The sequence below is a fragment of the Dysgonomonas sp. 25 genome, assembly GCF_010501075.1.
Lineage (GTDB): Bacteria > Bacteroidota > Bacteroidia > Bacteroidales > Dysgonomonadaceae > Dysgonomonas.
The window spans coordinates 1-18,708 of the sequence record NZ_QVMN01000002.1; the positions used below are offsets into that span (position 1 = coordinate 1).

14 protein-coding genes and 1 pseudogene are annotated in these 18,708 nt (G+C 35.5%); all 15 read right to left on the reverse strand.

All coding sequences use genetic code 11. From position 1 onward, the window contains the following. Window positions 1–1,112 (reverse strand): annotated as a pseudogene (locus D0T66_RS03230) (hypothetical protein); the annotation flags it as partial. Between the two features lie 440 nt (window positions 1,113–1,552). Beyond that, entirely contained in the window at window positions 1,553–2,458 is a 906-nt protein-coding gene (locus tag D0T66_RS03235) for a lanthionine synthetase LanC family protein (RefSeq protein WP_163355556.1), read from the reverse strand. A 12-nt stretch (window positions 2,459–2,470) separates the two neighbouring features. After that, the gene (locus D0T66_RS03240) at window positions 2,471–4,315 is read right to left on the reverse strand and encodes a glycosyltransferase family 2 protein (protein WP_163355558.1); all 1,845 of its coding nucleotides are present in this window, start codon (window positions 4,313–4,315) and stop codon (window positions 2,471–2,473) included. A gap of 6 nt (window positions 4,316–4,321) precedes the next feature. Further along, entirely contained in the window at window positions 4,322–5,413 is a 1,092-nt protein-coding gene (gene glf, locus D0T66_RS03245; RefSeq protein WP_163356262.1) for a UDP-galactopyranose mutase, read from the reverse strand. A gap of 24 nt (window positions 5,414–5,437) precedes the next feature. Continuing rightward, a complete protein-coding gene (locus D0T66_RS03250) occupies window positions 5,438–6,742 on the reverse strand; it encodes an HlyD family secretion protein (protein WP_163355560.1) in 1,305 nt (434 codons plus the stop codon). A gap of 1 nt (window position 6,743) precedes the next feature. Then, complete coding sequence (locus D0T66_RS03255; RefSeq protein ID WP_163355562.1) at window positions 6,744–8,957, reverse strand: peptidase domain-containing ABC transporter; 2,214 nt, start codon at window positions 8,955–8,957, stop codon at window positions 6,744–6,746. A gap of 14 nt (window positions 8,958–8,971) precedes the next feature. Continuing rightward, window positions 8,972–10,282, reverse strand: a complete 1,311-nt coding sequence (locus tag D0T66_RS03260) for a TlpA disulfide reductase family protein (protein ID WP_163355564.1) — start codon at window positions 10,280–10,282, stop codon at window positions 8,972–8,974. Between the two features lie 76 nt (window positions 10,283–10,358). Then, complete coding sequence (locus tag D0T66_RS03265) at window positions 10,359–10,646, reverse strand: hypothetical protein (RefSeq protein ID WP_163355566.1); 288 nt, start codon at window positions 10,644–10,646, stop codon at window positions 10,359–10,361. A 273-nt stretch (window positions 10,647–10,919) separates the two neighbouring features. Beyond that, window positions 10,920–12,212, reverse strand: a complete 1,293-nt coding sequence (locus D0T66_RS03270) for a TlpA disulfide reductase family protein (RefSeq protein ID WP_163355568.1) — start codon at window positions 12,210–12,212, stop codon at window positions 10,920–10,922. Window positions 12,213–12,251: 39 nt separating this feature from the next. Beyond that, a complete protein-coding gene (locus D0T66_RS03275) occupies window positions 12,252–13,376 on the reverse strand; it encodes a TlpA disulfide reductase family protein (RefSeq protein ID WP_163355570.1) in 1,125 nt (374 codons plus the stop codon). A gap of 15 nt (window positions 13,377–13,391) precedes the next feature. Beyond that, window positions 13,392–13,706 carry a hypothetical protein gene (locus D0T66_RS03280; RefSeq protein ID WP_163355572.1) on the reverse strand — a complete coding sequence of 105 codons (315 nt, stop codon included), beginning with the start codon at window positions 13,704–13,706 and terminating at the stop codon, window positions 13,392–13,394. 76 nt (window positions 13,707–13,782) lie between these two features. Next, window positions 13,783–14,061: a TIGR04149 family rSAM-modified RiPP gene (locus tag D0T66_RS03285; protein ID WP_163355574.1), complete on the reverse strand. Its 279-nt coding sequence runs from the start codon at window positions 14,059–14,061 to the stop codon at window positions 13,783–13,785. 94 nt (window positions 14,062–14,155) lie between these two features. After that, window positions 14,156–15,646, reverse strand: a complete 1,491-nt coding sequence (locus tag D0T66_RS03290) for a TlpA disulfide reductase family protein (RefSeq protein ID WP_163355576.1) — start codon at window positions 15,644–15,646, stop codon at window positions 14,156–14,158. Between the two features lie 6 nt (window positions 15,647–15,652). Further along, complete coding sequence (locus D0T66_RS03295) at window positions 15,653–17,188, reverse strand: TlpA disulfide reductase family protein (protein ID WP_163355578.1); 1,536 nt, start codon at window positions 17,186–17,188, stop codon at window positions 15,653–15,655. Window positions 17,189–17,204: 16 nt separating this feature from the next. Further along, window positions 17,205–18,425, reverse strand: a complete 1,221-nt coding sequence (locus D0T66_RS03300) for a thioredoxin-like domain-containing protein (RefSeq protein ID WP_163355580.1) — start codon at window positions 18,423–18,425, stop codon at window positions 17,205–17,207. Between the last annotated feature and the right edge of the window lie 283 nt (window positions 18,426–18,708).

Here is an 18,708-nt window from a genome sequence, read left to right on the forward strand (position 1 = left end):
GCAATGAGGCCGTTATATTTCAGGTTGGTACGCTCTGATACGGGTAGACCTATCATTCCGTTAAACTCGGCTCCTTCCAGTGTATTGGCCATCAGCTTGAGCCCAAAATAGTCAACGGAGAAAGCCCATCCGCTGGCATTGCCTTCGTTGATGGACAGGATATTGTGTGCGCCGAAGGTGCCGCTGATACCGTTATCGTCGATAATCATATCGTGAGCGGAGAAGCTGACGCGTTTGTCTTCTCCTTTCGAGAATTGTGGGGGAAGGGTGACTGCCAGGTTACGGACATAAACGCCTTGCCACAGCATTTCATTGCCGGGGATAAGGTATTGGTCATATCCTTCGGGGAAGGTAAAGTTCTGGGCATTCTTGAGGTCGCTGAAATCGAAAACGGCGTCTTCGACTGTCCAGATAAAGTCTTTCAGCCCTTTGATACAAAATGATGGGAAGGAGACTTGTGCGACTATATCGTTCCAGTTTTCTATTTCCGTCTGGAACTTCCCGATAACTTTATGTTGGGTACTATCGCCTGTAGTACCTGCTTTATAGCAGAGCTTATTAGATAGTTCGACTTCGGCGGAGATACCCAAGCCTTTCAGCCCTTTACAGTCGATGCTGGCATATGTCAAATCGGAAGTAACCCCCGTTTTCTTATTGAAATCGCCTTTTAAACGGAGGATAACATTGCCTCCACTGATGGGGATTTCTATGTCACTCAGCAGGGTCAGCTTGGCATCGCCGATTATATCGCCGTCGTGGGAGAGTTTAATGTCTTTGGCGGCAAAGAAGAGTTCTCGGTTTTCCTTGGCGGGCATCACGATACGCAGGAAGGCACTGATAGAGGTATATTCGGGAAAGAATTCGGCTTCGTAGACAGCAAAGGAGACTTGCATATTGTTGATGCTCTGGCTATAGCCGGAGGGTAGCATATTCATATCCACACGGTTCAGGCTGTCTCTATAGGCGTTTTGGGTATCCAGATGGTCGAATACGGCAACGGCTCTTTGACGGGCATCTTCGGCTAAGAGATTCTGGGACAATATATGCTGGGAAACAAAAATAAATGAGAAAAGCAATAAAATCCGGAGAAGTGATTGTCTTGTTAAGTACATGGAAATATATAGTTTAGATAAAGTTCTGTTTAAGTTTGGATGTAATCTCTAAGGTTAAAAAATATCAAATATTTTCACAGTTGAAGTTAGTCCTCTTTACCGTGTCTAAATATTTTTGCCCCTCACACTCTTTTCGAAATCGGGCCTACATAAATAATTATGAGCATCTTAATCATAACTATATAGAGTCTTCCCTTCATTCCTAATTTTACAAAATTAACGAAAATACTTTAACAAGTATATGTTTTCTTTAAAAATATTTTAAACTAAAAACAGATTTGACCTCCAGGAAAATAAGAGGCAGTAAATCAAATGATTTGCTGCTTTTTTTATGCCTTAACGAAAACGAAGAAGAAAACCACCCAAAAAAGGACAAGTTCCGGCACTGCACCTAACTATTATTATACGCGATAATTTTTGTAATGACGAAAAAAATAATTCTAGGCTAACTGAAGTATTTCGAGTCCTATTCCTGCTAAACCGTTATATATAGACAGTTCATTTTCATTAAGATTATGTATTTTATCTTTTATCAAAGGACTTATATCCTTAACATTGTATGTTCGATTATTACTATCGCTATACTTATATAAAAAATCGACTCCTGCTATAGCAAATAAGTCAGATTGCACATCGTTTTCCAGAGGAAGCATCTTCCTCCATTCTTTTCGAATATCTGGATTAGCAATATTTTCTATATTTCTGCTCAATATGAAGCGGTCGGTAATAGACGGAGTATTTATTTGTATATTCTGTGAGTAATTAATAAATAGTTTGTTTATTAATAGGTTACTTAATTCTGTATCGATATTCAACTCTACCGTTTTATTGATAAAATAGAAAATGGAATTAAGGTATGAAATAGATATATATTCATTGTTTATTAATTCTAAGAATTTAGAGCAATCGACTAATGTTTCGAGAATAATTTCGTTCTTTCCTCTTTGTAGAAAATATAATCCTTTAGTAAATAATGGGATTTCGTCTTCCAAATCGGAGGTAAAGTTTGTATAGGATAGTTGTTTTATCATATCGTCCACCTCTTCCAGAATGTCATCATCGTCATCACTTTCTACAAATCCTTGTTTGATACAATAGTCTAAACCCCATCCTATGCCCGCTATTCCCTTCGAGAAGCTTAAAGAAGAGTCTTTCCCTAATTTGTCATATATAAACTCAATATACGAATCGGATAAGTTGCTGTACATCTCGTTTTGCGTATATTTTGCATAATGGTAAAAGAATAAAGCTATTCCGAGCTTTCCTTCCAGTAATCCGGATTGTTTTACGTGTTGTATATTTATAAAAATAGTATTTGCTATCTGTTGTAAAAGATTTTTATACATAATCGTTGATTGTTAATTGTTTTTTGATGCAATGACTTTTTTGAAAAAGCGTATTAATTCATCTGCATGATAATCGAATGAGAATTTACTTCTATGTTGAAGTGCATTGCAGGTTAAAATATTCATTCTTTGTTTATCCTTGAGTTGGATTATTAAATCATGGATATCTTTATAGAAAATCCCCATGCCATATTGTGCTATATGTGATTGCATGGCAACGATATGTTTACTATTATCCTTTTGTATCATAGGCAAACCAGCTGCGGCTAAAGTATTCATTCTGGCAGGCATATTTAGATCATCCCATCCTGCATCCATAATTCGCTTGTTATTTTTGCTTTCAAAGCAATGTAACCATCCTGCATCATATTTAGAGAATTCATTTACCCATCTTTCGGGAGAACAGTGAGGATGGGTATGAAAATGTTCCGGCGCAACCTTTATGGCATCTTTTATGAAGGATTCTCTGGATGCCAGATAATTTTCGACATACATATGTATATGTATGTTATTTTCGGCTAACAATTTTATATCCTCCACTTGCAATCCGATAATTCGTCCGGGGATAACAGTATGGATAGCATAATCTGAATCGGAAAGCTTATCCGAGAAATCATTTGTAAAATACTCCTCCTTGGGTAGGTCCCCATCTAAAATGAACGATAATCCTTTTTCTGTAATAAATTGCTCATACCACACTTTCAACTCGGGATTCAGATATATTTTCCCATCAGCACGGTTGTAAAGGTCAATTAATTTCTCCCATGTCCCTTTTTGCCTGCATAGAAAAGGCCCTTCCTTAAAATGCCAGACAAATGGTATCTCCGGCACCTTTTTCAATACTTCATGGGCTAATAGAACAGCGCCAAAATTTAGAGTCGCATAAATAATATCAGGTTGTATTTCTTTTACCTTTTCTTCCCAATTCTCATACGGAATATCAATTACATTCCCAAAAGGCAGATGCCCAACAGTAGAAAAACTGAATGTCGGACGATTCATCCATAAACCATATAGTTTATGTCCTTTTTCTTCCAATGCATATATTCTTTCGGGATTATAAGCCAGTTCACCGACGATGAGAATTTTCAATGCGGATTCAGCTTTCGCGGATAAAGGCTTGCGAAAGGTCTTATATAATTCGACTTCGTTTATGAATTTTTGTTTCGAAACCTTCATTCTGATAGGTGTCTGAACATTGTAATATTGTCTGTATATATTCAATCCGCCACCATAATCTTCATTAATCAGCCGGTGACGCTGATGAGTATGTATTGTCCAACAGGCCGTTTCTTCTCCTGTGTATGAAAATACTCCTTTATCGATTAATTTCCTCCAGAATAAATTGAAGAGATTATCATTGACATATTCATCTCTGCAAGTCCATCTGTCATCCGTCCGCTTATGCGCTGTCTGCACCAATTGCAGGCTCATATGATTAAACAGTCCGTTTGTTGACAATTTGCTGTCACGAGCTATCGAGTCTTTTATCTCTGATTTTGCATTTGAATAACAGAGGATAATATCATTTGATTTCCTGAGTTCATTATATAGGGTCATCAGGTGGTTCTCATAGTAATAATCATCCGAAGGAAGATATGCAATATAGGCATATCCCGCTACTTCTAATCCTTGATTTATAGCATATCCGAGCCCTTTATTTCCTTCGTTTTTGATATATCTGATTTTTTCGTTCGAAAGATATTCTTTTATATAATCTTCCGTATCATCAGTTGCCCCATCATTGATAATGATAAGTTCCCAGTTTTCGTAAGTTTGCAATAACAGGCTTTTTATTGCCCGCCGTATATATGTTGCCTGATTATATGTAGGCATAATGATTGAAAAACCTTCCATTAGCTTTTAGTTTATTTTTTTGTATAATTCAATAGCATTGAAAACAGTCTGATCCATATCATTGTATTTATACTCTCCCAATCTGCCTGCAAAAAAAAGATTCTTTTCTTTATGAGCGATGGATTCATATTGTTTATATAAGGAGTTGTTTTTTGTTGTATTTATAGGGTAATATGGCTCTTTCCCTTTCGTCCAAGAATCGGGATATTCTTTAGAGATTACAGTTTTCTGTTGCTCTCCGAATTCAAAATATTTGTGTTCTATTATCCGTGTATATGGTATTTGACTATCTGTATAGTTCACTACGGCATTACCCTGATAACTATGTATATTCAATACTTCTTCTTCAAATCGTAAAGACCTGTATTCGAGGTTACCAAAGCAATAATCATAATATTCATCGATCATACCTGTATATATCGTTTTATCGGCTTTTTCTCTTAAATAGCTGTTTGTCACAAAATCGGTATTCAATAAGATATCGGACGAAGCAAAACATTTTCGGAAAATGGGATTATATCCGCCAATAGGAATGCCCTGATATGGATCATCGAAGTAATTATTGTTATATGAAAACCTAAGCGGAATCCTTTTAATTATAAACGGAGGAAGTTCTTTGGCATTTTTTCCCCACTGCTTCTCTGTATAACCTTTGATTAGTTTTTCGTATATATCTTTTCCTACAAGTTTTAAAGCCTGTTCCTCCAGATTCCGGGGATTATCGACCGTTAAGCGTTGCGATTCTATTATAGCAATTGCTTCGGCAGGTGTCTTTGTTTTCCATAACTGATAGAACGTATTCATATTGAAAGGCATATTGTATAATTGATTATTATACATTGCCAATGGTGAATTTATATAATGGTTGAATTCTGTCAAGGATTGCATAAACTGCCATATTCTTTTATTTTTTGTATGAAAAATATGTGCTCCATATTTATGTACATTTATGCCCTCTATATCCTCGCAATATACATTTCCACCTATATGATTCCGTTTTTCTACGACAAGGCATTTCTTCCCGTCTTTTGCCGCCAGATATGCGATGATGGCATTAAATAGTCCTGCACCAACCAATAGATAATCGTACTTTTTCAGATATTTCATTACTCTAAAAGTTGTTTATATATTTTCCGTCAGTACTTTTCTTATAGGCATCAATAACCTTTCGAGCAGTGATATATCATTCGTTATAATTTCTGCCTCTCCCTCCATGTCAGGCCAATATGGGAGCTCTTTCTTATAAGTTGTTACAAGACCATTCGGCAATGAGATATCAACGGTATAATTAGGTAATTCTTCATCTTTGGATGCTACAAGAGATATATTTGTGACATACCCGTTTATGATTCCAAATTCATTGTCAGGAAAGTTTTTTAATCGGATATTTACTTTCTGGCCGACCTCCACTTTTCCCGATCGTTCGGCAGGAAGGAGCGCTTTACCTATCAATATGCCATTGTTAGCAGGAATTATACTAAATATGTTTTCTCCCGCTGAAATGTTTTGATTCACAGACCAATACTTGCTGAAAGTAATATTGCCTTCTATCGGAGCGCAAAGGACATACCTTAATTCCCAGTTCTGAACATCGGTTTCCAATTGGTTAATAATTGATTTGAGTTGTGTCCTGAGTGTATTTTTTTTATCTATATACTGATACTCGGTGTCTAATAAAGACTCCTCTAATTGTATTATCTGCAGTTGCATATTATCCAATGCTGCATTTATGTTTTCTAATGACAAATGTGCCTGAAGGTATTGGCTGTTTGTCCCTTCAAACTCTGCGTTGGAAATAATCCCTTTGGCATTGAGGGTAGAATCTCTGCTATATTGTTTTTTTGAAATATCGAATTGCTCTTCAACGATCTTCTTCTGACGTAACATATTCTCATAAGATATCTTATTCTGGGCTATCTTATCTTTCATCAGATGTGTCTTTTTCAGATAATATTTTAATTCGTCGAATTGCTTATATTCAGACAAAGTTATGTACAAAGAAGAGTAGGTAGACTGGATATCACCCAAGATTAAATCTTGAGGAGGAAGCAGTATGTTGCTCGAATCAGATTGTAATGTTTTAAGATAATCTTTCAAATATTGTATATCCTTTGTTTTTGCCGGATTTTCTATTACAGCCAGATATTTTCCCTTTAGGACGTACTTATTATCAGCTACATATAATTCTTGTATTTTCCCCGAGGCTTTACTTACAATACTTGCCGCCGGAGTACTTCCGGTTAAAGTAACCTTTGAGGTTATTGTATCAGGATATTTAAATATACTACTTCCGATTAACAATACAACCACAATGATGGCGATGACGCTTATACCCCAGCGTACGATCCAAGGAGGAACCCCTCCGAGTACTTCCTGAAAGTCTTCACTTCTCAATTCTATTTCTTTGTCGGAATTGTTATCTGACATATCAAACTCCTAACTCTAATTGGTTCTTTACTAAGGTATAATAAGCACCTTTTTTGGCAGTCAAGGCAGCATGTGTTCCTTCTTCTATTATTTTCCCTGCATCCAGAACAACAATATTATCGGCATTTTGCACAGTACTTAAACGGTGAGCAATGATTACAACCGTTTTACCTTTATAGAAATCGTTTAGATTGTCTAATATTTTCCTCTCGTTGTTCGCATCCAAAGCATTGGTCGCCTCATCGAAGAATAAAAAATCAGGATTTTTATATACGGCCCGAGCTATTAGCATACGTTGTTTCTGCCCTTGACTGATACCATTTCCCTCCATCCCTATTTTACTGTTGTATTTTAGAGGTAAAGAATTAATGAAGTCGTTTATATTCGCTGTTTTGGAAGCATACAATAGTTTGTTTTTGTCTATGCTCTCTTCGCCAATAGCAATATTATTGGCAATAGTATCCGAAAAAATAAATCCCTCTTGCATTACCGCCCCGGTATTTTTTCGCCATAGATGAGGATTGATGTCTGTCAGAGAATGCCCTCCAATTTTTATATCTCCTTTCAACGGGGTATAGAATCCCAACAACAGTTTGACAATTGTTGTTTTGCCACTTCCACTGGCACCTACGATCGCTGTAACCTTATTATGGGGTATCTTGAGATTGAGGTTTTCCAGCACATAGTCTCTTTCGGCTCCATCGTAACTGAAACAAACATTTTCCAATGCTATCGTTTTGTCTTCGGGCAGGTAGTCGATCTTACCTTGTATCGTTTGCTCCTCATCCTCTCTATTGTTTACTTCATTTAATCTCTCAAGGCTGATCTTTGCATCTTGCAATGATTGTGAAAAGCTAATAACCTGACCGATAGGACCAGATAGTTGGCCTATAATGTAGCTAATCGACATCATCATCCCGAGAGTAATATCTCCATCGATAACAGCTTTGGCTGATAAGAACGAAATCACCAAGGATGTAGTTTGGCTGAAGAATATAGACCCTGTCTGCTGTATTTGCTCTAAAGCAGTCCCTTTTATGCTAATCTTGAATAATTTGATTTGTATGGACTCCCACTTCCATCGTTGCTGTTTTTCGCAGTTATTGAGCTTGATCTCCTGCATTCCGGTGATAAGTTGCACCATATTGCTCTGATTGGCAGATGCTTGTGTAAACCGGGCATTGTCTAACCGTCTCCGGTAACGCATAAAGCTCAAAATCCAAACGATATATAATGCATTTCCCAAAATAAAGACTGTGAGAATCGTGAGGTTATAATAGGCAAGAATAAAGGCAAAAATGAAGAAATTGAAAAAAGAAAAAATGGTCGATAATGTTGATCCTGTCATAAAAGACTGGATACGTCCATGATCGCCTATCCGCTGCATGATATCGCCTATATTCTTAGCATCAAAGAAGCGGATTGGTAACCTCATCAGCTTAGCCAGAAAGTCCGAAATCACCGTGATACTTATCCTTGTATTCATATGTAGTGATATCCAGTTCTGGATAAATCCTACCCCCATTTGTGTAAAAGACAAGATCAATTGGGCAATAAGGATAAGGGTGATAAAACTCAGATTATTATTGCCTATTCCCTGATCGACTACCGCTTGTGTCAGAAAGGGCAGAATAAGAGAAAAAACACTCGCCAATAACATCCCGATAACCAACTGAAATATTTGTGATTTGTAGGGGATGAGATACTGAAGGTAGTAGGAGAGATTTTTCTTCTGCCGTTCTTTATCGTCTATTCGTTCTTGAAATTCCGGGGTAGGGCTTAGTAGTAATGCCATACCGGCTTCTTTCCCTTCCGATTTGGTGCTTATCCAGCATTTTTCGAATCCATGTTTGTCTATTTTGTATTTTCCTTTTGCCGGATCGGATATCAAGAATGTGTAATCTCCTTTTTTACCTTTTTTCTGTATCCCATATAAAACGACAAAATGGTTTTGATTCCAGTGCAAAACGCAAGGCAAAGGCGCTTCCTCTATTAACTGGTCGATGCCAATACGCACCCCTTGTGTCCGGAGACCAATACTTTCGGCAGCATCGCTGATACCCAGCATAGATACTCCTTCGCGCGTAATAAAGGAGCGATCCCGGAGGGTTTGTAACGAATAACTTCGCCCATAGTATCGGGCTATCATGCGCAGGCACGAAGGACCACAATCTATTGAATCGAGTTGTTGATAGTACGGAAAGCTTTTTTTCATTGAGATAGCTGTAATTAGTCTAAAATAAGTATTTTACGGGCAATGTCAATATTTTCGCCCCCCTGTCCTCTAAATATTATTTCCCCGGAACGATTCACTATAATAAAAGATGGAAATGTATTTATATTCAGTTTCTTACAAATTGAATTGTTATAATCGTCCAGATTATCAAACAACAACTTCCATCGAATATCCTTCTCCTTGAATATCCGAACTGCAGCGTCGAAGTTTTCTGGTTTATCAAAGCATATACTGACAAAATCACACGAGGAACTTACCTGCTGATATAACTCCTTTAAGGTAGGTAATCCTTCAATACATGGGGCGCACCATGTACCCCAAAAATCGAGTAGTATATATTCCTTGCCTTCGGTAAAAAGAGCTTTTATTTTATCGAACAGAATTAGGTTTAAATATTCAATGTTTTTTGTGTTTGTTTTTATTTTTGTTATAAAAGCCTTCTGCCAATCCAGACTTATACTATCCACCCTGTAGCACTGTTCGTCAAGATATACAGTATCATTCAATTGATAATTTCGTTTATATTTTTTACCATCTATATATAGGTCTTTATGAACATTTCCATCTTTAGCAATTATCATAAATGTAATTCCTTCATTCTGATTAATATTGGAACTATTTTCCTGAAAGTGAAAAGTATATTCAGCAAAATCTCCTTTCCTTTGTTTCAGATTATATATAGATAAAGGTAGCTGGTTGACTCTAGTATCATTATATGTCATCCCAAAGGCTAAAGGCATCAGCCTGAATTCAATATCTCTTTCCGAAATTTTATTATCTATACAAAAAGGATATTTTATTTTGATGGCAGGGAAAGAACGATCCGGATGTTTTCTGTTATCCCATTTTTTGGTAGATTCATAGTGATATGAAAAAGATATGTCTTTTTCTATAAAAGAATTATGCCGTTTCAGCAAGCAGATATTGAGAGAATCGTTTTCCTTTCTTACCAATATATTTATCCCATTCGGCAAATCAGGACATTGGTATCTATCTATGTCGATAGCGAATTGCTCTGTCACTTCAATAGCTTTAAGATCACCTTGCTTAGCTAATAGACTGAGATAATATTCAGGCTGTATATCCCAATTATATAGTATACTATCTAATGAATTTTTATCATGTTCGTTCTCCCATATAGACACTAAAGCAGGGTAATGGATTGTCCAGTTCTTAGTTTCTTTTATATCAATGAAAGTATCAAGAACTATCTTGACCTGTTCATCTTTGATCTGCGCTTTTCCAAGAACGAAAGATAAAAAGAGTAAAAAAATGATTGCTATGCGCGCTTTTTCTTTTTTCATAGTATTGATCTAAGTAACATAGAAGCTACAAAGAATGTAGCTCCTAATAAATAAATTGATACTCTTTTATTTTGTTTTATAATCGAGCACCAGCACACGTTTGTTTAAACTCTGTATTGTCTCTGTTATCAGTACAATGAACGCCGGTATTATGGGTTTGTCCATTGATAGTTGAAGTAATAAATTTACAGTCTGTTCCAGAACATCCTAAGGAACCACCTGCGCAACTTACAGTGATAGAACATGTCGCAATTCCACTATAAGAACCGCCATAAGAGCCCCCTGCATATCCTCCAAATACATTTTTCATTTCTGTGTCACTTAGAATTTCTGCATCGAGCAGTTTCAATTTTTTTAATTTCATTGTATTATTTATTTAAAATTTGGCTATAGATTGGGGTGCAACAAATAGCTACTTTGTTGCCTATTGTCCTATAGCTTAACAATAGCTATTTAGGGTCGACTTCTAAAAATCTGAGGCCTTTCCATTGGTCCTATTATCTTTGATTATGGAGTTTTAAAAGTAATTGTTCTATCTTTAAAAGAATATAACTTAATACTGTTTTTCTCGATATGACTAATTTCGGCTATTTTTTGATTAGCATATACTATTTTCTACTTAGATTAATCATTCTTTTCATTTTGATTTTGATTTATTATGCGATTCATCTTCTAATATGTTTTCTCTTTTCATCAAATCCATAAAAAAGTTTATCGCTTCATCTGTTTTATGTGCTGAATTCTTTTTATAAACGACTTTCCCTGTATTGTCGAGAATGACATAAGTAGGATAAGCCTTAATGCCTAATCGGTTTATAAACGAAGAAATTGATTTGTTTTCGTCTGGAGTAACCCTATAATTATCCCAGCTAACATTCTGTTCTTGAATAATACTTCTCAGTTTCTCAAGATTCTGATCTTCGTCTAAAGCAACACCTAAGACTAAAATATTGTCATTGTCTTTTACTTTCTCGTAGAACGGTCTAAGTTTAGGGAAGGTACCAATACACCATCCACACCAACTTCCCCAAAAGTCGATAAACACATATTTACCTTTGATCAGGTCATTTATTTTTACTCTATTGTCATCCTTGACGTCCCTTGCATAAGCAATAGGAAAAGGTGAGCCGATCTGGCTATAATCTGCTTGATCCCCGATTTTCTTCAAGTATAATTTGTTGGGTGACTCCACTTTACTCAATACAAATAAATGCTCCTGCACTTGGATAGTATCACCTGTTGAAAAACTCTTCGAATCCTGTTCGCCTGCATAATTAGGATATGAAATACTAAACCAGGTTTCTTCATCCAGCGTATTGTTATAAATGCTTATTGAACCACCATCGTGTATCGTTACAGGAATTTCCTCTATCATCCCATCTGCAGTCATATAATCTCTTAGAATGAGAATATATTCCAAGCGTTTATCGTATTGAGGGGCATTCATAATTTTGTATCCATAAACATTGAACGGATCTATTCCAACATTTCGAATTTCCCCTTTGTGGAGAGTGGATGCAACCTGAATTCCAATACATTTCTCCTTTTTTTTATCAGGCATCAAAGGAGTCTCTGGAAGTGGAATGGTGTACAATGTGTCGTCGCTGAAGTCATGGTTGTTATTCGTATCGATAACTATATACCTTTCTTTCTTCTCATTATTTACCGCAGCGAAGGCATATACTAAATCTTTTGATTTAGTGAAATTCATCTCATAACATAAGATTAGAGAAGTGTCGCATGCTATAGTAGGTATATACTCCAAAAAACTGTATTCTTCTACTAATTGAGGGTATACTAAATTTCCTATACTCGGCAATAATATTGCTTTATTGAGTGATACAATATAACTATCTTCTTGTAATGTTATTTGCGCATTGGCATATCCAAGGAGTGACAGAAAAATAGAAATAAATAAGATTCTTTTCATGGTATTATAATTTTAATAAAGATTTGACTATAGAATGGTTTACTCTGCCAATAATACCTCTAAGTACATAGCTAAATAGGTTGCATTCCCTTGTGCATATACTATTTTTCCGCTTTTATCGACTAATACACCATAGGGAACGCCCTCTATATGATATGCCTTTGACAAGTCAGAAGGTATTCCTTTGTAATCGGTTAGATGTACCCACGGCGTATCGATCTCTTTCATCGCTTTTTTCCAATTCGCTTTTGCCGTGTCGAAAGATATACTTAATATATCGAGGTTCTTATATTTTTCGTTCAGCACTTTTAGTTCCGGCATATCCCTTATACATGGTGCACACCAGGATGCCCAGAAGTCGATATACAAATAGTCATTCTTGCCAACAAAATCCGAGATCTTTTTCTTTTCGCCCTCAGGTGTCTCCAACTCAAAATCTACAAATTGTGTCCCGAATATCTTTTCCCGTTCGGCTTTTTCTTTCAATACTTTTTCTCTATATTTAATGTATTGAAGAACTCTGTAGTCATTCTTTAATTCATCATCTGCTAATTCATATATTTCGTCAAAGTAAGGATCTTCCGCATAATTCAACCCACTGAAGAATATTAATTTACCAGGTAAATTATGGATGTTTCTCTTCTTGAAAGAAGCATAAAACTTTTCTGATTCTCTATTTATTACTCCGATAGAATCCCATAGTTGTCTTTTGCTTATCGCACCCGATTCATATTGCTTCCATACCGCCTTGTTTGCATTACCATATATCCATGTCGAATCAACAAAAGCTCTCATCAAATTATTTAATGGGGTTCCCCTTGTTATAGCGGGAATTGAATCGCACATATCAACTTCTATTTCGCCTCTCTCCAGAATGATTTTCATTGCTTTCACAGGATTAGGGTAGTTTCCTGTAGTGATAATCGCCTCATCTATCAGATATTCCTGCCCTTGAAATGCAAACTCTCCATTATGTATGTATGATGTATCAACTTGACAGATTGTGGTATCATTTACAAAAGTAAAAAGCATGATAGCTTTTCCGTTGAAATCTTCAGAAATTTGCCCTTTTATTCTAAAACTGTCCGATTGAGCCTGAGGATATAGGCTTATTGGAAAACAGACGAAGATGTTAATAACAAGTAAGAGTTTTAATACTTTCATAATAAATATTTTAAATTATTTCTCGGAGTATTCTTTATTTGTTTCGAAAACAATGATTCCGGTTCGGTATCTTTCGCCAAAATAGAATACACACATTTTCGGGTCAGTGTAAGTTAAAGTGCTTATTATTTTTTCGGGATCAGCCCCAAAAGTGGATCGGGCATCTGAATCTTTCCCATCCAATATAATTTTCGCTCTACTCAATGCATAATCAAGTTTTGGTTCCTCTATATTAGTAGTATCTTTTTTTGTTCCAACTATTTCTTGTCCGAAAAGGGTTGGCGTCAAGATAATAAAGAAAATGACAAACAGTATAAATACTTTTTTCATAAATATAATTTTAATTTCTTTTTAACTCAAATAAGATAAATCTATCTGGGAGCTTGCTCCCAGATAGGCTAAGTTATCATTGTATTGGTTTACAATCACAAGTATAAAGAGCTGTAGAACCGCTTCCTAAGGTGATTTTTTGGCAACTATGAGAGACCATTCTCCAGCTATCATCTGACTGTTGTACATTTTTTTGTCTACATTTACCAGAACATGTGCCACTACCATCATAAATAGTCGTAGAATAACTATTTGAATTACAAACATAGCTACTGTCTTGTCCACCAAATACATTTTTCATTTCTGTGTCACTTAGAATTTCTGCATCGAGCAGTTTCAATTTTTTTAATTTCATTGTATTATTTATTTAAAATTTGGCTATAGATTGAGGCATAATAAATGATCAGTTTATTGCTCATTGTCCTATAGATTAACAATGATTCTTAATATTAAGGTAATAACTTCTTTATCGCTTTTTCTATTTTGTCACTCCCTGGGTAACCGACGTATTTGTCTGTTAATTCTCCTTTTGGGTTGAAAAATAAGTAAGAAGGTATAGCTTCTAGCCCATATTCGTCACTGAATTGCTCCCAAACCTCTTTACTTACATAATAATGATCTCCGGGTATATTAATTTTCATCTTCTCCCATGTCAATTTAGGTGAAGATGGACTTGATATATAGATAAATACGAGGTCAGGATTTTTATATTTTTCCTTAATCGGTTCGATTTCCTCTATCCCTCTCAGGCATGGGCCACACCAGGTAGCCCAGAAATCAATAACAAGTGCTTTATTGTTATATCGAGAGAAAAGCTCGTTCATAAAATTATTCATTTTTATTTTAGGGGTAAAGGAACTTTCTGAAGGAGGGTCTTTTCGGGATAACGATAATACTTCATTATTAGCTGCGATTAGAATATCTGCAATCGGATTATCGTCATAATATGATTTTATATTTTCAATTTGCTTGTCTGAAAGAGCTTTCATCTCCAAAAACTGCAATGTATATTCATTTATTACCAGCAAGTCAAAAAATACACCGCTATCGAAACCGACCAAGTCTGCTAAGGTCGCTTTGGTGTTATCCAGCCACAGCGAAATATCCTGATCTCCAATTCTCTGTATGCTAAGATCTTTATTGGTTAAGATACTTTGCAGCAAAAATGGGTACATTGTGCTGGATATGTATTCCTTATCGTTCAAATCGCACTCCCGTAAAAAAGAATAATATGATTTTGTTACTTCAAAAATGGGCATATCCTCCGCAGCAAGGGTGTTCTCATCTTTCAGTGATTGATAAACCAATTTCATTCGGGTGGCATAGTCAAATAACAATGTATTTGTGTAAAATACATCCAATTCATTCTTTAGGCTTTCTTTACCCTTTAACGAAAGAACAGTATTGCTATCTATCGATTGTTTAATTTCCTTCATTTTAGCCGAAACATTGAGAGAATATTCTTCCGGAGTTACAATTTCGTTCTTTATCAATGCTTTATTTGCTATTATATCCATCATTATATTTCTCAGCTGTTGCAGGTCTGCAGAGGAGTAGCCACTTGTCTCTAATGTCTCAATGTAGCTATCTCCAGCATTATTTAAGCCAATATTCAGAACTGTTTTCTGATTTGGGGTGAGGGGGATAATCCCGTTAATGCCAAATGACTCTAATCCTGCTAATGTTTTGTAGTTCAAAGGGATTTTATAGTGGAAAGAGCCGTCGGATGCGATTGGTATCATATAAGTTGTTTGTTCGGCACTACAAATATTTGTGACTACTATTTTCATTTCTTGTGCAGAAGATAAATTCTCTTTAACTTTCCCTTCCAACAAGGCATAGCCCGGTTCTATGGCTATTTGTCCATTTTCCTCTGAATTGCAACTAATCAGCATTACAAACAGAAAAGAGAGGATATATATAGATTTATTATATTTCATCTTGCTTTAAGGTAATAGATTTGTTATTTCCTTTTCCATCACATCATTACCCGGATAGCCTACGTATTTGTTGACAAATTTTCCATCTTTATCGAATATCAGGTAGGTAGGTATTCCGGTAAATTCATATTTATCCAATATATATTCCCATTCTTCTTCGCTGAGGTAGTAATGCTCTCCGCCGATACCTTCTATTTTTGCATCAAATGCTTTTTTAGGAGAAGAAGGATTTGTGATATACACATAGACCACATCTTTATCTTTCATATTTGCTTTCAATCCACGGATTTCTTGCATTGCATCCAAACAAGGTCCGCACCAGGTAGCCCAAAAATCTACGATAACGACTTTCCTCTTGTATTTAGATAGAATTGCGGACATTAGCTTTTCTTTTTCGACAACAGGCGTTTCATTAACAACTGCAATACTCTTACCTTTTGCCAGTCTGATTATTTCATCATTCCTTTGCAGAAGAATTGTTTCTATATCACTATTCTTAAAATAATTATGAATGTTCTCTTTTTGCTTATCAGACAATGGGATAAGCTTGTCATTGAATTGCAGAGCAAAGGCATGTGTGACCAGCAAATCATAGAAAAGGCTTTCGTCAAAGCCTACCAGTTCGCTTAGTATTTCTTTCACCTCTCTGAGCCAGATATCTATCGGAGTATCGCCTATGGCTGGGATAGCAAGCGTATTATTCTTTAGAATTTGTTCAAGAATCCGGCTATAACCTACATTATACAGATATATCGGATCATTTAGATTAAGGTCTTTTAAAAAAGAATAATAAGATTTCTTTGGTTCTTCAGGAACAACGAATTCGCTCCATCTCTCTTTGGGATTATTATCTTTATAGTTCATCTCCATTTCGCCTGTATAGAAAAATACACTGCTTGATAAACAAAATAATTTAAAATCGTTTGATAAATATATTTTACCCCAAGGGGATAAATTTTGATTATCAGAGACAACTTTTTCTATCCTGTAATCTATCATCTCATTTATGTATCGAAGATAAGTATCAGGGCTTACATCATAGGCTGACCTGAACTCATTATGGAGTGAATCATATGCACTATATTGGCTCATTTTTACAAATAAATCGGAGTTTGTGGTTATATCAAATTTATTGAAAGAGATAGCCCCGTTCAGAGTAACATCTGTTATTTCTCCGCCGTTTAAGTCGAGATTCAATATTGTTTCTTTTTCGGTAGATAAACAGATCTGTATATATTTTTCAAAAACATTCGAACTAATGGTTGTTATAGTCTTATCTGTTTCGAGGAGGACTTCATACTCGAAACTTCCATCTGTATTTACTGGAATTTCATACGTTAAGTTATTATGCGTGACAGGGGCATGAATGTACAAATTGAACGAATATATTGGAGTATTACCGGTGATGTTTCCCGATATTTTAGCAACACCCTGTTTTATTACAGGAGAAGGTAGCGTATCCACCTGCTCCGGTGGCGTTGAGCACGAGGTGTTTATTGAGAGAAGAAAGAGAACAAAACAGTAGAGAAATATGTATTTCATAGCATTTTTTTCATTTTTATTTATTTAAGAGTTGGTATAACCTTTCTCTGTCAGAATTAATTCTTACATCTATTATTTCTTGTTTACCATCGGGATATATCAATATGGAGTGAGGTATTCCTTCTATATTATATTCCATGTTCAGCCCTTTCTTTTGGATATCTGTCGCAATTAAACTCCGCCATGGAATGCTTTCCTTTTTCATCAGTTCATTCCATATATTAACATCCTCTTCTCGGTCAATGGATATATAAACTATCTCCATTTTGGAGGATAACTCCTTATAAATATCCTTTAACAAAGGTATCTGCCCATGGCAAGGACCGCACCATGAGGCTGAGAAAATCACTAAAGTATATTTGGAGTTATCGTTTATTACTGGCTCGAATAGATTTGTTGCTGTATTTCGTATTCTTACAGTATCCAAAGTTATAGGCAGAACTATTTCTGTCAAGTATTTTTGAAAATACATACCAGTCTCTGATTCCTTTAACTCTTTGGAAAACTGATCAAATACGAGTTTCATATCCTCTTTTGTTTCATATTTTCCTCCCGAGACAAATAACTTAAATAGAAATTCGGAATTAGGATGTTTTTTTACATAATCGATTCGCTTAGCTAATTCTTCCGGATAATTTTCTTTTGGAATTTTTCCAAATTCAGGAAAATTAAGATAAATCCCGATACTGGTTTTAGAGATTTCTTCTGTTATCTCAATATTGAAAATATCATATTCGAATGTAGGAGCTAAAACGAAAGTGTCTGTAAGTATGTGAGCTATATCATCATCTGCATAACTTATTGTTGTTCCTTGTTCAAAAGTACCCTCAATTATTATCTTTTCATTCTCCACTTCAAATGTAGGTATCATACAGTTTTTTTTTGATATTGAAAATGCTATAAAACCTTCGGTACGAGTGTCAAAATCGAAAGGTTGTTTTTTTATTGCATAGCTATCTATATGTTTATTATGTAAACTATCAGGTATAACAAATTTCCAATTATAGCCATCTTCAGACTCTCCTGCTATTTCAAATGCTAAGGGAACAGCAATTTCACCATTTGAATACGGCTTTTCTAAGGTTAAATATTCTGACCTTAACCATAATTGGTCATATTTCTTTCCTTGTAACTTAAGAAAAACTATTTTTTCGTCTCCATTGGGCTTATTCGAACATGAAAATTGAAGGAATAAGATTACCACAAGAACGTGCAATATATATGTTTTGTTTCTCATTAGATTGATTTTTTATTTGGTAGATGCATTTACGCATCTACCAAATAAGTTAATATTTATGGATATACATGGTTTCCCATTCCTAATTTACATTTTGGGACATATGACATTGGAACTATCCAACATTGACCAACTTGCCTGCAATCAGCAGACCGACATTTTGCCCCACTATAAGCTTCTCCTTCACTACACTGAACAGGCAAATTAAATAACGCCTCGCTGGTACAATAATTCGTTCCTGAACCATAAACATATACAGGAGGTAGATCATATCCACCAACTA